The organism is Pseudomonas benzopyrenica (assembly GCF_036884265.1).
Classification (GTDB): Bacteria; Pseudomonadota; Gammaproteobacteria; order Pseudomonadales; family Pseudomonadaceae; genus Chryseomonas; species Chryseomonas benzopyrenica.
Genome location: NZ_CP145723.1, coordinates 3,123,077 through 3,142,001, shown reverse-complemented (window position 1 = coordinate 3,142,001; position 18,925 = coordinate 3,123,077). Strand labels below are relative to the sequence as shown.

At 66.7% G+C, this 18,925-nt stretch carries 19 protein-coding genes; 16 read left to right on the top strand and 3 right to left on the bottom strand.

What is annotated here, in order from left to right:
- The first annotated feature begins 186 nt into the window (after nucleotides 1-186).
- The 4 genes from V6W80_RS14785 to dhbA are packed head-to-tail and all read left to right on the top strand — an operon-like array spanning nucleotide 187 to nucleotide 4,634.
- On the top strand, nucleotides 187-1,374 hold the full coding sequence (locus V6W80_RS14785; protein ID WP_338544652.1) for an isochorismate synthase: 1,188 nt from the start codon (nucleotides 187-189) through the stop codon (nucleotides 1,372-1,374).
- The gene (locus V6W80_RS14780) at nucleotides 1,371-2,996 is read left to right on the top strand and encodes a (2,3-dihydroxybenzoyl)adenylate synthase (RefSeq protein ID WP_231354834.1); all 1,626 of its coding nucleotides are present in this window, start codon (nucleotides 1,371-1,373) and stop codon (nucleotides 2,994-2,996) included. The genes V6W80_RS14785 and V6W80_RS14780 overlap by 4 nt, the downstream gene beginning before the upstream one ends.
- Nucleotides 2,997-3,004: 8 nt before the next feature.
- On the top strand, nucleotides 3,005-3,868 hold the full coding sequence (locus V6W80_RS14775; protein ID WP_257705684.1) for an isochorismatase family protein: 864 nt from the start codon (nucleotides 3,005-3,007) through the stop codon (nucleotides 3,866-3,868).
- 10 nt (nucleotides 3,869-3,878) lie between these two features.
- Nucleotides 3,879-4,634, top strand: a complete 756-nt coding sequence (gene dhbA / locus V6W80_RS14770; protein WP_347344049.1) for a 2,3-dihydro-2,3-dihydroxybenzoate dehydrogenase — start codon at nucleotides 3,879-3,881, stop codon at nucleotides 4,632-4,634.
- A 268-nt stretch (nucleotides 4,635-4,902) separates the two neighbouring features.
- On the opposite strand, the gene rapA is transcribed toward dhbA, so the two are convergent.
- A complete protein-coding gene (gene rapA / locus V6W80_RS14765) occupies nucleotides 4,903-7,737 on the bottom strand; it encodes an RNA polymerase-associated protein RapA (protein WP_338544651.1) in 2,835 nt (944 codons plus the stop codon).
- A gap of 250 nt (nucleotides 7,738-7,987) precedes the next feature.
- On the opposite strand from rapA, the gene V6W80_RS14760 reads away from it, so the two are divergent.
- The 4 genes from V6W80_RS14760 to V6W80_RS14745 all read left to right on the top strand — a co-directional run bounded on the left by V6W80_RS14760 (nucleotide 7,988) and on the right by V6W80_RS14745 (nucleotide 9,573).
- Nucleotides 7,988-8,254 (top strand): aspartate-semialdehyde dehydrogenase, encoded by a 267-nt coding sequence (locus tag V6W80_RS14760; protein ID WP_338544650.1) that lies wholly within the window; start codon nucleotides 7,988-7,990, stop codon nucleotides 8,252-8,254.
- Nucleotides 8,255-8,257: 3 nt separating this feature from the next.
- Nucleotides 8,258-8,842: an alpha-ketoglutarate-dependent dioxygenase AlkB family protein gene (locus V6W80_RS14755; RefSeq protein WP_338544649.1), complete on the top strand. Its 585-nt coding sequence runs from the start codon at nucleotides 8,258-8,260 to the stop codon at nucleotides 8,840-8,842.
- Nucleotides 8,839-8,997: a hypothetical protein gene (locus V6W80_RS14750; RefSeq protein ID WP_017642154.1), complete on the top strand. Its 159-nt coding sequence runs from the start codon at nucleotides 8,839-8,841 to the stop codon at nucleotides 8,995-8,997. Before V6W80_RS14755 ends, V6W80_RS14750 begins: the two co-directional genes overlap by 4 nt.
- Nucleotides 8,998-9,126: 129 nt before the next feature.
- Nucleotides 9,127-9,573 carry an Hsp20 family protein gene (locus V6W80_RS14745; RefSeq protein ID WP_017642155.1) on the top strand — a complete coding sequence of 149 codons (447 nt, stop codon included), beginning with the start codon at nucleotides 9,127-9,129 and terminating at the stop codon, nucleotides 9,571-9,573.
- 66 nt (nucleotides 9,574-9,639) lie between these two features.
- Here V6W80_RS14745 and V6W80_RS14740 read toward each other — a convergent pair whose 3' ends face one another.
- Complete coding sequence (locus tag V6W80_RS14740) at nucleotides 9,640-10,548, bottom strand: LysR family transcriptional regulator (RefSeq protein ID WP_338544648.1); 909 nt, start codon at nucleotides 10,546-10,548, stop codon at nucleotides 9,640-9,642.
- Nucleotides 10,549-10,641: 93 nt separating this feature from the next.
- Between V6W80_RS14740 and V6W80_RS14735 the strand changes: the two genes are divergently transcribed.
- From V6W80_RS14735 to aroQ, 6 genes are read left to right on the top strand one after another with little or no spacing between them, the layout of a single operon-like run.
- A complete protein-coding gene (locus V6W80_RS14735; RefSeq protein WP_338544647.1) occupies nucleotides 10,642-11,592 on the top strand; it encodes a ketopantoate reductase family protein in 951 nt (316 codons plus the stop codon).
- Nucleotides 11,589-11,984, top strand: a complete 396-nt coding sequence (locus V6W80_RS14730) for a VOC family protein (RefSeq protein WP_338544646.1) — start codon at nucleotides 11,589-11,591, stop codon at nucleotides 11,982-11,984. Before V6W80_RS14735 ends, V6W80_RS14730 begins: the two co-directional genes overlap by 4 nt.
- An 8-nt stretch (nucleotides 11,985-11,992) precedes the next feature.
- Nucleotides 11,993-12,451: a MaoC family dehydratase gene (locus tag V6W80_RS14725; protein WP_338544645.1), complete on the top strand. Its 459-nt coding sequence runs from the start codon at nucleotides 11,993-11,995 to the stop codon at nucleotides 12,449-12,451.
- On the top strand, nucleotides 12,448-13,680 hold the full coding sequence (locus V6W80_RS14720) for a CaiB/BaiF CoA transferase family protein (RefSeq protein ID WP_338544644.1): 1,233 nt from the start codon (nucleotides 12,448-12,450) through the stop codon (nucleotides 13,678-13,680). Before V6W80_RS14725 ends, V6W80_RS14720 begins: the two co-directional genes overlap by 4 nt.
- Nucleotides 13,677-14,495 carry a shikimate dehydrogenase gene (gene aroE / locus V6W80_RS14715; protein WP_338544643.1) on the top strand — a complete coding sequence of 273 codons (819 nt, stop codon included), beginning with the start codon at nucleotides 13,677-13,679 and terminating at the stop codon, nucleotides 14,493-14,495. Before V6W80_RS14720 ends, aroE begins: the two co-directional genes overlap by 4 nt.
- 8 nt (nucleotides 14,496-14,503) lie before the next feature.
- Nucleotides 14,504-14,947: a type II 3-dehydroquinate dehydratase gene (aroQ, locus tag V6W80_RS14710; RefSeq protein ID WP_173148063.1), complete on the top strand. Its 444-nt coding sequence runs from the start codon at nucleotides 14,504-14,506 to the stop codon at nucleotides 14,945-14,947.
- Between the two features lie 180 nt (nucleotides 14,948-15,127).
- On the opposite strand, the gene V6W80_RS14705 is transcribed toward aroQ, so the two are convergent.
- A complete protein-coding gene (locus V6W80_RS14705; RefSeq protein WP_093252828.1) occupies nucleotides 15,128-15,634 on the bottom strand; it encodes a cupin domain-containing protein in 507 nt (168 codons plus the stop codon).
- A gap of 87 nt (nucleotides 15,635-15,721) precedes the next feature.
- On the opposite strand from V6W80_RS14705, the gene V6W80_RS14700 reads away from it, so the two are divergent.
- Both V6W80_RS14700 and V6W80_RS14695 read left to right on the top strand, forming a co-directional pair.
- Nucleotides 15,722-17,947, top strand: coding sequence for an ABC transporter substrate-binding protein (locus V6W80_RS14700; protein WP_338544642.1), 2,226 nt, complete (start codon nucleotides 15,722-15,724; stop codon nucleotides 17,945-17,947).
- A complete protein-coding gene (locus tag V6W80_RS14695; protein WP_338544641.1) occupies nucleotides 17,944-18,921 on the top strand; it encodes an ABC transporter permease in 978 nt (325 codons plus the stop codon). Before V6W80_RS14700 ends, V6W80_RS14695 begins: the two co-directional genes overlap by 4 nt.
- Nucleotides 18,922-18,925: the final 4 nt, after the last annotated feature.

Genomic DNA, 18,925 nt, shown 5'->3' with positions numbered 1-18,925 from the left:
AGCGGAAGGCCAGAGCGGTCCGACAGGCTTGCCGATGTTCTGCCCAGTGGCGATTTGCCGAACAGATCAGAGGGGTGCGTGCTGTAGAGGGAAACCGTTTGGCAGCTAACGAATTGACTTCCGCTGATACAAAAGTTAATTTCTGCTTATTGATAAGCATTATCATTTGTGTAGAGGTCCGTAGCAATGTCGAGTAAAAGGGCTGACGTGGTCGGGCAGATCGCCACCGAGCAGCAGGAACAGGCCGCCTTCCTGTTCCAGTCGGGTGACCGTGTCCTGCGCGGACGCGGCATCTGTGCCCGGGTCGAGACGCCAGCCAGCGGCGGCGCGCACCGGGACAGTCTGTTTTTGCATGCCGTGGAAGAGGCCTTCGCTCGTGCCCGTCAGGCCGGCATCGCCGAGCCGGTGATCATGGGCGCCATTCCCTTCGATACCACCAAGCCCTCCTGCCTCTATGTGCCCCGCGAGCATGCCTGGATGGCGCGCCCGGCACCGGTCAGCAGCGCACCGGTGACCCCGGCGCAGGTGCGCGAGGTGCGCAACCTGCCCAGCGCGGACGGCTTCTGCCTGGCGGTGGAGGAGGCCATCGAGGCCTTCCGCCGCGGCGAGCTGAGCAAGGCGGTGCTGTCGCGCATCCAGGAAATCCAGCTGGCCGAGCCCGCCGACGTGGAGGCCATCCTCGCCAATCTGGCGCGGCAGAATCCCACCGGCTATCAATTCCGCATCCCTACCGCCGAGGGCGGCGAGCTGGTCGGGGTCAGCCCCGAGTTGCTGGTGCGCAAGCAGGGCGCGCTCGTCCATACCAATCCCCTGGCCGGTTCGGCCAAGCGTCACGCCGACCCCCGGGAAGATCAGCGCGTCGCCCGCGAACTGCTGGAGTCCAGCAAGGACCATTACGAGCACCGCCTGGTGATCGAGGACATCCGCCAGCAGCTGGCGCCGCTGTGCAGCCGCCTGGACGTGCCCGAGACGCCGTCGCTACTCAGCACCAACGCCATGTGGCACCTGTCCACCGCCATCGACGGCGAACTGGCCGACAGCCGCACCTCGGCGCTGCAACTGGCCTGCCGGCTGCACCCGACCCCGGCGGTCTGCGGCTTTCCGACGGTGGCCGCGCGCCAGCTGATCGAGCGCATCGAGCCCTTCGACCGTGGCCTGTTCACCGGCATGGTCGGCTGGTGCGATGCCCAGGGCAACGGCGAGTGGGTGGTCACCATCCGCTGTGGCACGGTGCAGGGCGACTGGCTGCGGCTGTTCGCCGGCGCCGGCATCGTCGAAGCCTCCGACCCCGCGGCGGAATGGGCCGAGGTCACCGCCAAACTGGGCACCATGCGCGCCGCCTGTGGCTTGCTCGACGAGGAGAACCCCACGTGAGTCTGGAATTCACCCCCTGGCCGGAAGACCTGGCCGCCCGCTATCGCGCCCTCGGCTACTGGTCCGACCTGCCGATGACCGAGATCCTGGCCCGCAGTCGTGCGGCCCTGCCGGACGCCCCGGCGATCCTCTGTGGCGAGCGCCAGCTGAGCTATGCCGAGCTGGACGAGCGCTCCAGCCGCCTGGCCGCCCACCTGCAGGCCGCCGGTCTGCGCCGCCACGACACGGCGCTGGTGCAGCTGCCCAACGTGGCCGAGTTCTATGTGGTGTTCTTTGCCCTGCTCAAGGCCGGCATCGCCCCGGTCAATGCGCTGTTCAGTCACCAGAAGCTGGAGCTGCTGGCCTATGCGCAGCAGATCCAGCCGCGGCTGTTGATCGCTTCCACCGAGCACAACCTGTTCCGTGACGATACCTTTGTCGCCGAGTTGCGTGACGTGGCGCCCGGGCTGAGCGAGGTGCTGCTGGACGGCGCGCAGGATGCACGCAGCCTGCAGCAGCGCCTGGATACCCCCCTGGAGGGTTATCAACTGACGCCCACCGCAGGTGGCGAGGTGGCCTTCTTCCAGCTTTCCGGTGGCAGCACCGGTACGCCCAAGCTGATCCCGCGCACCCACAACGACTACTACTACAGCCTCAGGCGCAGCGTCGAGATCTGTCAGCTGACCCCGGCGACGCGCTTTCTCTGCGCCCTGCCGGCAGGGCACAACTACACCCTCAGCTCGCCCGGCGCCCTGGGCGTCTTCATCGCCGGCGGCTGCGTGGTTATGGCCCGCGATCCCGAGCCGCTGCGCTGCTTCGCGCTGATCGAGCGCCATCAGGTGGACTGGGTGGCCCTGGTGCCGCCGGCGGTGGCGCTCTGGTTGCAGGCCGCGGCGGCGCCTGAGCAACGCGCGCGACTGGCCAGCCTGCGCATGGTGCAGGTGGGCGGCGCCAGCTTCGCCGAGGCCCAGGCCCGGCGGGTGCCCACCGAACTGGGTTGCCAGCTGCAGCAGGTGTTCGGCATGGCCGAGGGCCTGGTCAACTACACCCGCCTGGACGACGAACCCGAGCGTCTCTTCACCACCCAGGGCCGGCCCATGAGTCCGGATGACGAGGTGCGCATCACCGACGAAGACGGCCAGCCGGTGCCCGATGGCCAACCTGGTCTGCTGTCCACCCGGGGCCCCTACACCTTCCGCGGCTACTACCGCAGCCCCGAGCACAATGCCCAGGTGTTCGATGCCGAGGGTTTCTACTTCTCCGGCGACGTGGTCCAGCGCGATGCCGCCGGTTACCTCAAGGTGGTCGGCCGGGTGAAGGACCAGATCAACCGCGGGGGCGAGAAGATCGCCGCGGCCGAGATCGAGGGCCTGCTGCTGCGCCATCCTGGTATCACTCACGCGGCCCTGGTGGCCATCGCCGACGAGCTGATGGGCGAGAAGAGCTGTGCCTGCCTGGTGGTTAGCGATCCGGCGCTCAAGCCGGTGGCCCTGCGCCGCTATCTGCGCGAGCAGGGCGTGGCCGAATACAAGTTGCCCGACCGTTTCCAGTTCCTCGACCAGCTGCCGCTCACCGCCGTCGGCAAGATCGACAAGCGCCGCCTGCGCGAGCAGCTGCAGACCCCTTCCACCGAGCGTCTCTAAGGTTTCCCATGGCTATTCCCCGTCTTGCCTCCTATCCCTTGCCCCAGCCCGATGGCTTTCCCGCCAACAAGGTCGCCTGGACGCCCGTGGCCGACCGCGCCGTGCTGCTGATCCACGACATGCAGCGCTATTTCGTCGAGTTCTATGGCGACAGCAGCCCGCTGATCGACCAGGTGGTGGCCAACATCGCCGCCCTGCGCGCCTGGGCCGACGCCCAGGGCGTGCCGGTGGTCTATACCGCCCAGCCCACCGACCAGCCGCCGGCCGATCGCGCTCTGCTCAACGACATGTGGGGTCCGGGTCTGACCCAGGCCGATCCCGCACTGCAGCAGGTGGTGGACGAACTGGCACCCAAGGACGGTGACGTGGTGCTGACCAAGTGGCGTTACAGCGCCTTCCACCGCTCCAACCTGCAGGACCTGATGACCGAGTGGCGGCGCGACCAGCTGATCGTCTGCGGCGTCTATGCCCACATCGGCTGCCTGACCACCTGTACCGACGCCTTCATGAGAGACATCCAGGCCTTCCTGATCGGCGACGCCGTGGCCGACTTCAGCGAAGAAGAGCACCGCATGGCGCTGCGCTACGTGGCCACTCGCTGTGGCAGCACCCTCAGCACCGCCCAGGTCACCGGCGCAGGCGCGGTCGTGCTCGACGAAGCCTGGCTGCGCGCCCAGGTCCAGCCGCTGCTGGATGCCGACGATGAGGAGCCGGCGCTGGACGACAATCTGACCGATTTCGGTCTGGATTCGGTGCAGGTCATGACCCTGGTGGGGGAATGGCAGAAGCGCGGCCTGCCGGTCACCTTCGCCGATCTCGCCGCCCAGCCGACCCTGCAGGGCTGGCTGGATCTGCTGCGCGCGCGCGCCTAGGGAGCCTCTGATGACGCAACTGGATTTCACCGGCAAGCGCGTCTGGGTGACCGGCGCCGGGCAGGGCATCGGCTTGCAGGTGGCGCGGCGCTTCCAGGCAGCGGGCGCCGAGGTGGTCGGCCTCGACCGGCACTTCGCCGAGAGCAGCTATCCTTTTCGCATTCAGCTGCTGGATGTCGCCGACGCGGCCCAGGTGGAGGAAGTCTGCCAGGCGCTGCTGGCGGAAGAACGCCGGCTGGACGTGCTGGTCAATGGCGCCGGCGTGCTGCGCCTGGGCACCAGCGACAGTCTGAGCCTGGACGACTGGCAGGCACTGCTGGACGTCAACGTCTCCGGGCCCTTCTATCTGTTCCGCCAGCTGGTGCCGCTGTTCAAGGCCCAGGGCCAGGGCGCCATCGTCAACATCGCTTCCAACGCCGCCCATGTGCCGCGCCTGCAGATGGCCGGCTACTGCACCTCCAAGGCGGCGCTGGTGTCCCTGAGCCACTGCGTGGCCCTGGAACTGGCGGGCTCGGGCGTGCGCTGCAACGTGGTCTCACCGGGTTCCACGGCGACCCCCATGCTGGCCGGCATGCTTGGCTCGCCCGAGGGCTATCAGCGCCTGGTGGACGGCCTGCCGGAAAACTTCAAGCTGGGCATCCCGCTGCGCAAGATCGCCCAGCCCGACGAGATCGCCAACACCGTGCTGTTCCTTGCCTCGGACCTGGCCAGCCATATCACCATGCAGGATATCGTGGTGGACGGCGGCGCGACCCTGGCAGCGTGAGGGCTTTTCGTAGGTTGGGTTGGGCGCTAGCGAAGCCCAACAGGCGTTGTCCGGCGACCGCCTGTGTTGGGCTTCTACGGCAGAGCTGTCTCAGCCCAATCTACGGGATGACGCCGAACCGGTAGGCCCGTAGGTTGGGTTGAGCGTGAGCGAAGCCCAACATCCCTATCAAACGAATCGCGGCCATGGGCCGCTCCTACGGTTCTGTAGGAGCGGCCCATGGCCGCGATAGGTATCGCTAAAGGCTTCGTTAACGAAGCCCTTCCACTCAACCCGCCACCAGCACCCGAATGGCTTCCAGCCGCAGCGAGGCCTTGTCCAGGTAGGTCAGGCCTTCTTCGCGCTGCTGGCGCAGGCGGTCGATCTCGTCCTGGCGGACACTGGAGTTGACCGCGCGCAGGGCTTCCAAGCGGGCGATTTCCTCGTCCATGCCCGAGAGGTACGCCTGGCGTGCCTTGGCCACGCGTTCCTCGTGGCGCGGCAGGGCCTTGCCTTCGCCGCCGCCGATCAGCTTGGCCAGGGAGTCGCGCTGGGCCTGGACGAACTTGTTGGCGCTGGTGCGTGGCACGCTTTCCAACTGATCGTTGAGGGTCTCGAAGGCCACCCGGGCGGCCAGGTCGTTACCATTGGCGTCCAGCAGGCAGCGGATCGCCAGCGGCGGCAGGTAGCGACCCAGTTGCAGGGCGCGCGGCGCCACCGCTTCGCTGATGTAGATCAGTTCCAGCAGCACGGTGCCCGGCTTGAGCGCCTTGTTCTTGATCAGCGCCACGGCGGTGTTGCCCATGGAGCCGGACATCACCAGGTCCATGCCGCCCTGGGCCATGGGGTGTTCCCAGGTCAGGAATTGCATGTCCTCGCGAACCAGGGCCACATTGCGATCGTAGGTGATGGTCACGCCTTCGTCGTCGCCCAGGGGGAAGCCGGCGTCAAGCATCTTCTCGCTGGGTTTGAGGATCAGGGCGTTATCGGAGTGGTCCTCGCTGTCGATGCCGAAGGCGTTGAACAGCTCTTCCATGTACATGGGCAGGGCGAACTGATCGTCCTGCTCGAGGATGTCCTCGACCAGCTGCTCGCCGGCACCGGCGCCGGAGGAATTGAGCTCCAGCAGGCGGTCACGACCATTGTGCAGCTCGGTTTCCAGCGCCGCGCGCGCCTGGGCGCCCTGTTCCAGCAGCGCCTGCCAGGTGGCGTCATCGCCGCCGGCCAATTGCTCTTCCAGTTCGCTGGCGAAGCGCGCCTGCAGGGCGCTGCCGGTGGGCGAGGTGGCCAGGAAGGCGTTCAGTGCCTGGTGGTACCACTGGAACTGGCGTTCCTGGCGGCTGCCTTCGAGGTAGGGCACGTGCAGCTGGATGGTTTGGCGCTGGCCGATCCGGTCCAGTCGGCCGATGCGCTGCTCCAACAGGTCCGGGTGGGCCGGCAGGTCGAACAGCACCAGGTGATGGGCGAACTGGAAGTTGCGGCCTTCACTGCCGATCTCGGAGCAGATCAGCACCTGGGCACCGAATTCCTCGTCGGCGAAGTAGGCGGCGGCGCGGTCGCGTTCGAGGATGCTCATGCCCTCGTGGAACACCGTGGTCGGGATGCCGGACTTGAGGCGCAGGGCATCTTCCAGATCCAGGGCGGTTTCCATGCGCGCGCAGATGACCAGCACCTTGTGCGGCTTGAGCGCCTTGAGGGTATCGATCAGCCACTCGACGCGGCCGTCGTGGCGCCACCAGCGATCGTTATCGTCCTCCGGGGCGAATTCGGTTTCCGGTTGCAGCGACTGGCCGGGCATGACGCCCTCGTCCAGGTAGGCATCCGGGAAGGGCAGGGCATGGGCGTGCAGCTCGCGCTCGGGGAAGCCCTTGACCGCGGCGCGGGTGTTGCGGAACAGCACGCGACCGGTGCCGTGGCGATCCAGCAGTTCGCGCACCAGGCGGGCGCGGGCCTCGGCATCGCCGGCGGCGGCCGCCCCCAGCAGGGTCTCGCCTTCCTGGCCGAGGAAGCCACCGATGGCGTCCTGGGCCGCCGGGCTCAGGGCGCCGGCATCGAGCAGTTCCTGTACCGCTTCGGCCACCGGGCGGTAGTGCTGGGACTCCTGCTGGAAGGCGGCGAAGTCATGGAAGCGGCTGGGGTCGAGCAGGCGTAGACGGGCGAAGTGGCTGTCCTGGCCCAGTTGTTCGGGGGTCGCGGTCAGCAGCAGCACGCCGGGAATGACCTCGCCCAGTTGTTCGACCAGGCTGTATTCGCGGCTGGCGCCCTCGGGGTGCCAGACCAGGTGATGAGCTTCGTCGACCACCAGCAGGTCCCAGCCGGCGGCGAAGGCGGCATCCTGGGCCTTTTCGTCGCGCACCAGCCAGTCCAGGGAGACCAGGGCGAGCTGGGCATCCTCGAACGGATTGCCGTCTTCGCTGGCCATGAAGCGCTCGGCGTCGAACAGCGCGACTTCCAGGTTGAAGCGGCGGCGCATCTCCACCAGCCACTGGTGCTGGAGATTTTCCGGAACCAGGATCAGCACGCGGCTGGCGCGACCGCTGAGCAGCTGGCGATGGATCACCAGGCCGGCTTCGATGGTCTTGCCCAGGCCCACCTCGTCGGCCAGCAGGACGCGCGGCGCGACGCGGTCGGCCACGCTGCGGGCGATGTGCAGCTGGTGCGGGATCGGCTGGGCGCGGGTGCCGCCGAGGCCCCAGAGGCTGGACTGCAACAGACGGTTGCGGTGCTCGTGGGTGTGGTAGCGCAGGCCGAACCAGGGCAGGGGATCGATCTGCCCGGCGAACAGGCGGTCGCTGGCCAGACGGAACTGGATGAAGTTCGACAGCTGTGCCTCGGGCACGCTGCGTGCCTCGCGCTCCGCGGTGAAGCCGTGGTAGGTCAGCAGGCCGTCCGCTTCGGAGACCTCGCGCACGGTGAGCTTCCAGCCCTCGAAATGGGTCACCTCGTCGCCCGGGGCGAAGCGCACCCGGGTCAAGGGCGCATTGCGCTGAGCATACTGGCGCGTCTCACCGGTGGCTGGATAGAGCACCGTGAGCAGGCGGCCGTCCAGGGCCAGGATGGTTCCCAGGCCCAGTTCGGCCTCGCTGTCACTGATCCAGCGTTGTCCCGGTTGATGTGACGCCATGTAGAAGCCTCTCCCCTGCTATCAAAAAGCCGGCTATTTTAGCCAAAGCGGAGTCATAAGCCCAACCTGCTGTTTTGACGCAGAGCCTGTTCAAAATCTCGCGAGCTAGAGCCAAACAAGGCGAAAAGGCCTGAGGAAGCGGAGTTTACGAGTGGTAAATGAGCATTCCGAAGGCATTTTCAACGCGGTTTGGCCGACGCGCAGCAGATTTTGAACAGGCTCTCAGTTCGCTAAATTCGAGGTGCTTGTCATGATCCCCATCATTCCACCCCTTGGCGTGACCCCGCCGAACCAATTGGACCCGGCCCCGGTACGCCCACCCGTGGCCCCGGTGGCGCCCGTGGAACCGGCGGCCGAGACGGCCCATGCGCCCCTGGAGGACGAAGCCACCCTGGATCGCGAGGCGCGTCGTCGTCGCCGGCAGCGCGAGGCCCTACGCCAGGGCCTCGGCGCCGAACGTGCCCAGGCCCTGGAAGAGCCGGAGCAGGTGGGCGTCCAGGTGGATCTGCGGATCTAACCCATGGTCGAGCACCTGGAGCTGGAAGACGCCGAGCTGGCCTTCTACCCGCAGTGGCTACCTCTGGAACAAGCCGACGCCTGGTTGCAGCAGCTGGAGGACGAAACCTCCTGGAGCCAGCCGCAGGTGCGGGTCTTCGGGCGCTGGCACCCGGTGCCGCGGCAGGTGGCCTGGTACGCCGATCCCGGCGTGGTCTACGGCTATGCGGGCCTGGATCATGCCGCTTTGCCCTGGACGCCGCTGTTGCAGCGGATTCGCGACGCCGTCGCGGCGGCCTGTGGTCAGGCCTTCAACGGCGTGCTGCTCAATCGCTATCGCGACGGCCAGGATTCCATGGGCTGGCACAGCGACGACGAAGCCAGTCTCGGCGCCAATCCGCTGATCGCCTCGCTCAATCTAGGGGCCGCGCGGCGCTTCGATTTCCGTCGCAAGGGCACCAGCCGCATCGGCCATTCCCTGGAACTCGGTCACGGCAGCCTGCTGGTCATGGGCGGCGCGACCCAGCATCATTGGCAGCACCAGATCGCCAAGACCCGCAAAGCCAGTGGGGTGCGGCTGAATCTCACCTTTCGCCGGATAGCCCCATGAGCGACGACAGCAATCTCATCGACTTTACCACCGAGCGCGGCAAGCGCATCCACGACCTCAAGGAGCGTCGCCTGCAGGAGGTGCGCTCGGCCTTCGAGCAGGCCCTGCCGCTGGCCGCCGCAAAGAAGAAAAAGCGCAAGCCGAAGAAGAAATAGCGGCACTACCGTTCGTCGGGATTGGCCCTTGAAGTTTTTTGGGGAATTCCTATCTAGGTTCGTGCGGGATGCCGAAGTCGGGTCCCGCAGGCAACAACGAAACTTGCTGAACCTATCAGGAGATTCACCATGAGCAATGTACTGTCCCTGGCCCCGCTGTTCCGTCATTCCGTTGGCTTCGACCGGTTCAACGACCTGTTCGAATCCGCTCTGCGCAACGACGCTGGCAGCTCCTATCCGCCCTACAACGTCGAGAAGCACGGTGACGACCAGTATCGCATCGTGATCGCCGCCGCCGGTCTCCAGGAAGATGACCTGGACATCGAAGTCGAGCGTGGCGTGCTCACCGTCAAGGGTGGCCGGCGCGAAAACAGCGCCGAGAGCGTGACCTTCCTGCATCAGGGCATCGCCCAGCGCGCCTTCAAGCTTTCCTTCCGCCTCGCCGACCATATCGAGGTGAAGGGTGCCGATCTCAAGCACGGCCTGCTGAGCATCGAGCTGGTGCGGGTGATCCCGGAAGAAGCCAAGCCCAAGCGCATCGCCATCTCCGGCCAGCGCCCGGCCCTGGACAACTGATCGTCCAGGCGTCCTGCCCTAAAGCCCCAGCCCTGAGCTGGGGCTTTTTCGTTTCTGGCCGCTGCGCTAGCGGCTGTGACCGAAGAGCTCCAGCAGCACCCCACGCAACCAGCGATTGCCGGCCTCCTGGTGATAGCGCGCATGCCAGTGCTGCCTGACCGCGAAACCCTCGATCGGCACCGGGCACTCATGGACCTTGAGACCGTAGGTGGCCGCCAGAGTGGTGCCGATATGCCGGGGCAGGGTGACGATGAGGTCGGAGCTACCCACCACCGCGCCAACCCCCAGAAAGCCCGGTAGCTCCAGCACGATGCGGCGCTGCACTCCGGCTTTGACCAGGCCTGCTTCCAGCAGCTTCTGCCCGGTGCCGGCACTGACCAGCACATGGCCCTCCTCGGCGTAGGCCGTGGCCGTCAAGCGCTCGCCGAGGCGTGAATGGCGGGCGCTGACCAGACAGACCCAGTCCTGGGGAAACAGCAGTTGCTGATAGAGGCTGCCGCCCAGCCAGGGAATGAAGCCGATCGCCAGGTCGGCTTCGCCGATCTCCAGCGCCTGTTCGGTATTGCCATCGATCCGCGCGACCTCCAGGCGTACGCCGGGCGCCACCTCGCGCAGGTGCGCCAGTATCCGTGGCAGCAGGGTGATGTGGCTGGCATCGCTCAGGCAGAGGCGAAACAGCCGCTGGGCGGTGGCGGGCTCGAAGGCGACCTCCCAAGCCACCAGCCGGCGCAGGGATTCGAGCACTTCCCGACAGGGCGTGATCAGGGCCTCGGCTTGCGGCGTGGGCTTCATGCCGCCCGGTGTGCGCACGAACAGCGGATCACGCAATTGCTGCCGCAGCTTGCCGAGCCAAAGGCTGATGGTGGGCTGGCTCTGGCCCAGTTGCTCGGCGGCCCGGGTCACGCTGCCGGTGCGATAGAGCACCTCGAACAGCATCAACAGCTTGGGTTCGGGCAGGCCGTCCGTAGGCAGCATTATCAGAATTCCTGATGGGTGGATTAAGGTCTTTGTATAGCTCAATAGGGGCCGTGGGCCTAGGGTTAGGGCGAAAACAAGGAGTCCTCTCCCATGAAGATCTGCATCCTCGGGGCCGGCGCGCTGGGCAGCACCTTTGGTGCCTGGTTGAGCGAGGCGGGGCATGAGACCTGGCTGCTCAACCGCCCCAATGCCCATATCGAGACGGTCATCCGCGACGGCCTGGACATCGAGACCGCCGCTGGCAGGCGCCGGGTTCAGGTTCGGGCAGCGGTCAGTGCCGAGGCGGTCGGGGTAGTGGATCTGGTGGTGGTGCTGGTCAAGTCCTTCGCCACCACCGCGGCCATGAGCCAGGCCCAGGCGCTGGTCGGTCCCCACACCCTGGTGCTGTCGCTGCAGAACGGCCTCGGCCATGAAGAATTGTTGGCCGAGATCGTCGGCCAGGAGCGGGTGATCGCCGGCAAGACCTATGTCGGCGGCGTGCTGCTCGGCCCCGGGCGGATCCGTAGCGGGGTGGCGGGCAAGCGCACGCTCATCGGCGAACTCGACGGTCAGCTCTCGGCACGCGTCCAGGACGTTGCCGCCGTCTTCGAGGACGCCGGGCTGGCCACCACGGTCAGCAGCAACATCCGCGGCACCCTCTGGGACAAGTTGCTGGTCAACGTCGCCACCGGTGCCCTCACCGGCATCACCCAACTCACCTATGGCCAGCTCTACAGCGAGCCGCAGCTGCGCGACACCGCCTTGCAGGCGGTCGCCGAGGCCATCGCGGTGGCGCGCGCGGCCGGCGTCGAGCTCGGCCTGCGGGAGCCGCAGGCTGCCTGGGAGCTGGCACGCGAAGGGTTGCCGCCGTCGTTCAAGACCTCCCTGCTGCAGAGCTTGCAGAAGGGCTCCATCACCGAAATCGACTTCATCAACGGCGCGGTGGTGCGGCTCGGCCAGCAGTACCGCGTGCCCACACCGGTCAACGCCACCCTGGTCGCCTGCATCAAGGGCATCGAGCGCGCCCTGGCCGACCGACAACGAGAGGACGCGACAGCATGAGCATTCCCAAGGCCTATCTGGAACACGTGGCCATCTGGGTCAAGGACATCCACTGGCACATCCGCTTCTTCCACGAGGTGTTCGGCATGACCCTGCGCGAGGTGCAGGGCACGGTCGAGGAGCCCAGCCAGTACTGGACGCTGGGTGGCATGCAGTTCATGAGCAAGCCGGACTTCGAAGGCCCGGAAGGGCGCCTGGGCCACCTGGGGCTGATGTGCGAGGACCTCGACGCCGCCCTGGCCGCCGCCCGGCGCTTCGAGGGGGTGGAGCAGTTGCCCCAGGGCCCCAACTGGTTGCGCCTGCCCGATGGCCTGGCGCTGGAATTCATCCAGGCCGTGCCGGCCCGCGCCGTGCACGACGCCCTGGCCGTCAACGCCCGTCAAGCCGAGTGACAGCGACCATGACCGTACAAGAAAAATACTTCGAGGATGCCTGCGAAGGTGACGAGGCGATCACGCCGACTTACCAGGTCACCAAGGAGCGCATCCTGGCCTATGCCGACCTCACCGGCGACCACACCCCGGTCCACGTCGACGAGGCCTATGCCAATGCCAGTCACTTCGGCGGCCTGGTTGCCCACGGGCTGATGGGATTGTCCATCGCCGACGGCCTCAAGACCCAGTGCGACTACCGCTTCCTGCCAGGGATGTCGCTGGGCTGGACCTGGGACTTCCTGCTGCCGATCCGCGTCGGCGACGAATTGCACGTCAGGTTACGCGTGGGGTCCATGCGCCCGAGCAAGAGCAAGCCGGGCTGGGGCATCGTGGTGCTGCCCTCGGAGCTGATCAACCAGAAGGGCGAGGTGGTCCAGCGCGGCGAGCACCGGCTGATGGTGCCGCGGCGGGAGGGGGTGCTATGAACCAGCCACTGCCGCTGCAAGGCCTGAGGGTCATCGATTACAGCCACTTCCTCGCCGGCCCCTATGTGGGGCGCTGCCTGGCGGCCTTGGGCGCCGAGGTGATCAAGGTGGAGCGGCCCGGCAGCGGCGATGCCGGTCGCCAGCACGCCTTCGTCCTGGATGACCAGCAGAGCGGCTACTTCCTGCAACTCAACATGGGCAAGCAGGGCGTCAGCGTCAATATGAAGGACCCGCGCGGCAAGGCCTTCATGCAGCAGCTGTGCGACAGCGCCGACGTCTTCATCGAGAACTACCGGCCCGGCGCCCTGGACAGGCTCGGCCTGGGCTATGCGGAGTTGTCTGCGCGCAATCCGCGACTGGTGTATTGCTCGATTTCCGCCTATGGCCACACCGGTCCCGACGCCCATCGCGCCGGCTTCGGCCTGATCGCCGAGGCCAAGAGTGGCATCATGCAGATGGTCGGCACGCCGGGCGAGGCGCCGCCGCTGCTGCGCATCTCCCTGGGCGACATGTACACCGGCGCCCATGCGGTGGCCGCCATCAACGCGGCGCTGCTGGGACGGGTCACCAGCGGGCGCGGCCAGCACATCGACATGGCGCTGTACGACACCCTGGTATCGATGCACGAATACGCGGTGCAGTGCTACACCCTGTCCGGCGGCGAGATCCTGCCGCAGCAGACAGGTCATGACATGCCCACCTCGACCCTCTATGGCGTGTTTCGCGCCCAGGACGGCGACCTGGTCATCGCCGCCCAGGTGGACGAATCCTGGAAGCGCTTCGCCGCCCTGGTCGAGCAGGACGCGGGCCAGCCCGGTTTCGGCAGCGACCTGCGCTTCCACACCTCCACCGGCCGCAATGCTCATCGCGAAGCCATCCTGCCCATCGTCAAGGCCTGGGTGGCGGCCAATCCGGTGGCGCGACTGCTGGCCCTGCTCGACGAGATCGACGTGCCCTGTGCCAAGGTGCAGCGCATCGACGAGGTGATCGAGGATCCCCAGATCAAGGCGCGCGGCATGATCCAGGAACAGCAGCACCCGCGCTTCGGCACCCTGCGCATGCCCAATCTGCCATTCCGCTTTTCCGACTGTGACACCACCATCCAGCAGGTCGCGCCGGATCTCGGCGAGCACAACGCTGCCGTCGCCCAGAGCCTGGGCTACAGCGCGGAAGAGATCGCCCGGCTGCAGGCCGATGGCGTGCTGTTCAGCCAGGAGCCCTGCGCATGACCGACCACTACGCGGTGATCGGCCGCCCGATCAACCACACCAAGTCGCCGCTGATCCATGGCCTGTTCGCCGCCACCACCGGGCAAGACCTGGAATACGGCGCCATCGAGGGCTCGCCGGAGGACTTCGCCGGCGACGTGCAGCGCTTTCGCGCCCAGGGCGGGCAGGGCCTGAACGTGACCGCGCCGTTCAAGCTGCAGGCCTTCCAGCTGGCCACCGAGTCCAGCGAGAGGGCACGTCTGGCCCGGGCGGCCAATGCGCTGAAGTTCGAGGGCGAGCAGGTGGTGGCGGAGAACTTCGATGGCATCGGCCTGCTGCGCGACATCGAGGTCAACCTCGGCCAGCCCCTGGCTGGCAAGCGGGTGCTGTTGCTGGGCGCCGGTGGTGCGGTGCGTGGCGCCCTGTTGCCCTTTCTCGCCGCCGGACCGACCGAATTGGTGATGGCCAATCGCGATGGGCGGAAGGCGGCTGAGCTAGCCCAGGAGATCGGGCACCCGCTGCTGAGCGTGCGGAGCTACGCGGCTTTGGAAGGGGAGACCTTCGATCTGGTGATCAATGCCACCTCGGCCAGTCTGGTCGGCGAACTGCCGCCGGTGCCGGCCGGCGTCTTCGCCCAGGCCGCGCTGGCCTACGAGCTGGCCTATGGCAAGGGGCTGACGCCTTTCCTGCGTCTCGCCCGCGAGCAAGGCGTGGCGCAGCTGGCGGACGGCGTGGGCATGCTGGTGGAACAGGCTGCCGAAGCCTTCGCCTGGTGGCGCGGCGTGCGCCCCGAGACCCGGCCGGTCATCGACCAGCTGACCCTTCCCCTGACCTGAGCGGACCCATGAAGATCCTGATGCTGCACGGTATCAACCACAACATGTTCGGCAAGCGCGATCCGCTGCAGTACGGCACCGTGACCCTGACGGAGATCGACGCCAGGCTAACGGCCCTGGGTGCTGAACTGGGCGTCGAGGTGGAAAGCTTCCAGAGCAACCACGAAGGGGCGATGGTGGAGCGCATCCATCGGGGCTATGAGGAGGGCGTCGACGCGGTACTGATCAACGCCGGCGCCTGGACCCACTACAGCTACGGCATCCGCGACGCCCTGGCGATCCTCACCGTGCCGGTGGTGGAGCTGCACATGTCCAACATCCATGCGCGGGAAGGCTTCCGGCATCACTCGGTATTCGCCGAGATCGTCCTGGGGCAGATTGCCGGCTTCGGCGTGGACAGCTACCTGCTGGCGCTACGCGCGGCGGTGAGCGCGGCCCAGGCCAGGCGGTAGTGAACCCCTGGCCCTCTTCCTCGAGTAGAGGGGAGCTCCCGTAGATTGGGCTGAGGCGGTTCTATCGCCGAAGCCCAACAGGCGTGGATAACCATCGACACCCAGGTGTTTGGGAGCAGGCCGTGTTGGGCTTCGCTGCGCTCAGCCCAACCTACGAAAACAGGCCGCCAACGGGTGCCGCTATTCATCGGACGCCTGCGCCCTACCCAAATGCGGCCCCAGCTCCCGCTCAGGGCAGTCCCGCCACTGCTTATCCCCAAGACTCGCGGTGAATTCCGGATGCAGCGGATAATGCAGCCGATTGTCCGCCCGGCTGGTATCACCCACCACCAGCAACTCCACCGGCTCCGCGGTCTCGTTGATGAAGGTATGGGCGACGCCGTCGCCGGCCTTGAAGCCCACGCCGTCCCCCGGCTTGAGCCGGTGGGCGTGACCGTCGATCCAGGCGGTGGGGTGGCCGGCGATCACATAGATGAATTCGTCCTCGGTGGCCTCGGCATGGGGCCTCGAGGTGCGGCGGCCGGGTGGCAGCCATTCATGGTGGATGCCCAGGCGGGCGAAGCCGAAGTGGCGGCCGAAGGCGGCGCCCAGGGAAAAGCGCTCGTCACTGTCGGGATAGCCCGGGCCGTCGGGGGCCTGGAGCTGGGACCAGTGGACGATCTTGTCGAAATCTTTCCGGGATTGCATGGGGTGCTGCGCCTCGCGGGAAAATAGCTCAAGCTTGGTCGTTTAGGCGGACATCACCGCCCAGATCTCTTTCGGTAGCGGAACGCGATGCCCAGACTGTCCAGACACCTTCTCGCGCTGTCGACCCTCGTGCTGCTTGGGGGTTGCTCACCCGCTGATACGCCGATCAACAGCCCCTATCGCGCCGGTGCGGAGGGCCAGAATACCCTCTATACCGCCTTTACCACCCGCTCGCCGAAATACTTGGATCCGGCCAGCTCCTATTCCGGCGACGAGACCAATTTCACCTACAACATCTATGAGCCGCTCTATGGCTATCACTATTTCAAGCGGCCCTATGAGTTGATCCCCCGCGGCGCGGAGCGGGTGGTCGCACCCTATTACCTGGACGCCCAGGGCCGACGCCTGCCGGACGATGCGCCGCCGGCGCAGATCGCTCAGAGCGTCTATGACATCCCCATCCGCCGCGACGCCCGCTATGCGCCCCATCCGGCCTTTGCCCGCGATGCCCAGGGCCACTACCGCTATTTCCCGATCACGCCCGAGGACCTGGCCGACCGCTACCAGATTCCCGACTTTCCCGAGACCGGCAGCCGCGCCGTCACCGCCGCCGACTACGCCTATGGCCTGCGCCGCCTGGCCAGTCCGCGGCTGGTGTCACCCAGCTACGCCATCTTCGCCGAGCACCTGGTAGGGATGCAGGCCTTTGGCGATGGCCTGCGCGCCGCCGACAAGGCCCTGCGCGCCAGCCTGCCCAAGGGCGCACCGCTACCCTGGCTCGACCTGCGTCAGGGCGAGCTGCCCGGCGTGGAGGTGCTGGACGACCACACCCTGCGCCTACGGGTGATCGGCAAGTACCCCCAGTTCAACTACTGGCTGGCCATGACCTTCGCCGCGCCGGTGCCCTGGGAGGCGGAGCGCTTCTACAGCCAGTCGGGTATGGCCGAACACAATCTCAGCCTGAACAGTTGGCCGGTGGGCAGCGGGCCCTATCGCCTCGCCGAATCCATCCCCAATCGCCGCCATGTGCTGGAGCGCAATCCCAACTACCGCGCCGATCCCTATCCCTGCGAGGGCGAGGCCGAGGATCGCGAGCAGGGCCGGCTGGACGACTGCGGCAAGCCCATGCCACTGATCGATCGGGCGGTGTTCAGCCTGGAAAAGGAAGGGGTGCCGCTGATGGGCAAGTTCATCCAGGGCTATTACGACGCGCCGCAGATCGAGCGCGGCGAATACGGCGTGGCCTTGCGCACCCGCGCCGGCGACTCGCTCGACTCCGCCGAGCTCTATCGCGAACGTGGCCTAAAGTTGCCCACCGCGGTGGAGGCCTCCAACTGGTACCTGGGTTTCAACTGGCTGGATCCGGTGGTGGGGCAGGGCGCCACGCCCGAGCAGCAGGCGCGCAATCGCAAGTTGCGCCAGGCGCTGTCCATCGCCTTCGACTGGGAGAGCTACATCACCGTCTTTCTCAACGGTAACGGCCTGGTCGCTAACGGCCCGCTGCCGCCGGGCGTGCTGGGCTATGAGCCGCCGCCGGCCGGCACCAACCCCGTGGTCTATCGGTTGGTGGACGGCAAGTCCGAGCGGCGTCCCATCGAGGAAGCCAAGCGGTTGCTCGCCGAAGCCGGCTACCCCGACGGTCGCGACGTCCAGAGCGGGCGACCGCTGATCCTGCAATACGATGCCCAGACCAGTGGCGACAGCGCCATGTTCGACTGGATGCGCCAGCAGACCGCCAAGCTGGGCATCCAGCTGGAGCTACGCGGCTCGGACTACAACAGATTCCAGGACAAGATGCGCAAGGGTGCGGCGCAGATCTTCTTCTGGGGCTGGAACGCCGACTATCCCGACGCCGAGAACTTCCTCTTTCTCTTCTACGGCCCCCAGGGCAAGGCCAAGCATGGGGGCGAGAATGCCGGCAACTACAGCAATCCCGAATTCGACCGGCTGTTCGAGCAGATGAAGAGTCTCGACGACGGCCCGGAAAAGGTGGCGTTGATCCGGCGCATGGTCGCCATCGTGCAACAGGACGCGCCCTGGCTGTTCGGCTGGAATCCCCTGTCTGGTGGCGCCTACCACCAGTGGGTCTACAACGCCAAGCCGACCCAGATGGTGCGTGACCAGCTGCGCTACCTGCGCCTGGACCCGGCCCTGCGCGAGCGCAAGGTGCTGGAGTGGAACCAGCCGGTGCTCTGGCCGCTGTGGTTGCTGCTGGGCATGGCCCTGCTGCTGGTCTGGCCGGCCTGGCGCATCCTCAAGCGCCGCGAGCGGCAGACCGCCTTTGGCGACTCGGCAGGGGAGGAGCGGCCATGATCGGCTATCTGCTGCGCCGCCTGGCCTATGGCGTGCTGATCCTCATCGGGGTGAATCTGCTGACCTTCGTGCTGTTCTTCACCGTCAATACTCCGGACGACATGGCGCGCCTGGCCATCGGCGGCAAGTACGTCACCGCCGATGCCATCGAGGACTGGAAGGCGGAGCACGGCTACGACAAGCCACTGCTGATTAATACCACCCGTGAAGGCGTCGAGCGATTCACCGATACGCTCTTCTTCAAACGGTCGGTCAGTCTGCTGGTGTTCGATTTCGGCACCGCCGACAACGGACGCGACATCGGCCGGGAGATCGCCGAGCGCGCCGGACCGAGTCTGGCGCTGGCGCTGCCGACCTTTGTCCTCGGTCTGCTGGCCAGCGTCGGTTTCGCCCTGCTGCTGGTGTTCTTTCGCGCCACCCGGCTGGACTTCTGGGGCGTGGTGCTCTGTGTGGTGCTGCTGTCGATCTCCTCGCTGTTCTACATCATCGCTGGCCAGTGGCTGTTCGCGAAGATCCTGCGGTTGGTGCCCTATTCGGGCTACGAAGAAGGCTGGAATCTGTTGCGCTTCCTGGCGCTGCCGGTGGTGGTGGCGGTGATTTCCGGCCTGGGCAGCCAGGCGCGCTTCTATCGCGCGCTGTTTCTCGAAGAGATCGGCAAGGACTATGTGCGCACCGCCCGCGCCAAGGGCCTGGCCGAGCGCCAGGTGCTCCTGCGCCATGTGCTGCGCAATGCGGCGCTGCCGATCCTTACCGGGGTGGTCTCGGCCATTCCGCTGCTGATCATGGGCAGCCTGATCGCCGAATCCTTCTTTGGCATCCCAGGCCTGGGCAGCTACACCATCGACGCCATCAACGGCCAGGATTTCGCCGTGGTCCGCACCATGGTGTTCCTGGGGTCGGTGCTCTACATCGTCGGCCTGATCCTGGCGGACCTGTCCTACACCCTCGCCGATCCGCGCGTTCGCTTCAGGTAGCCGC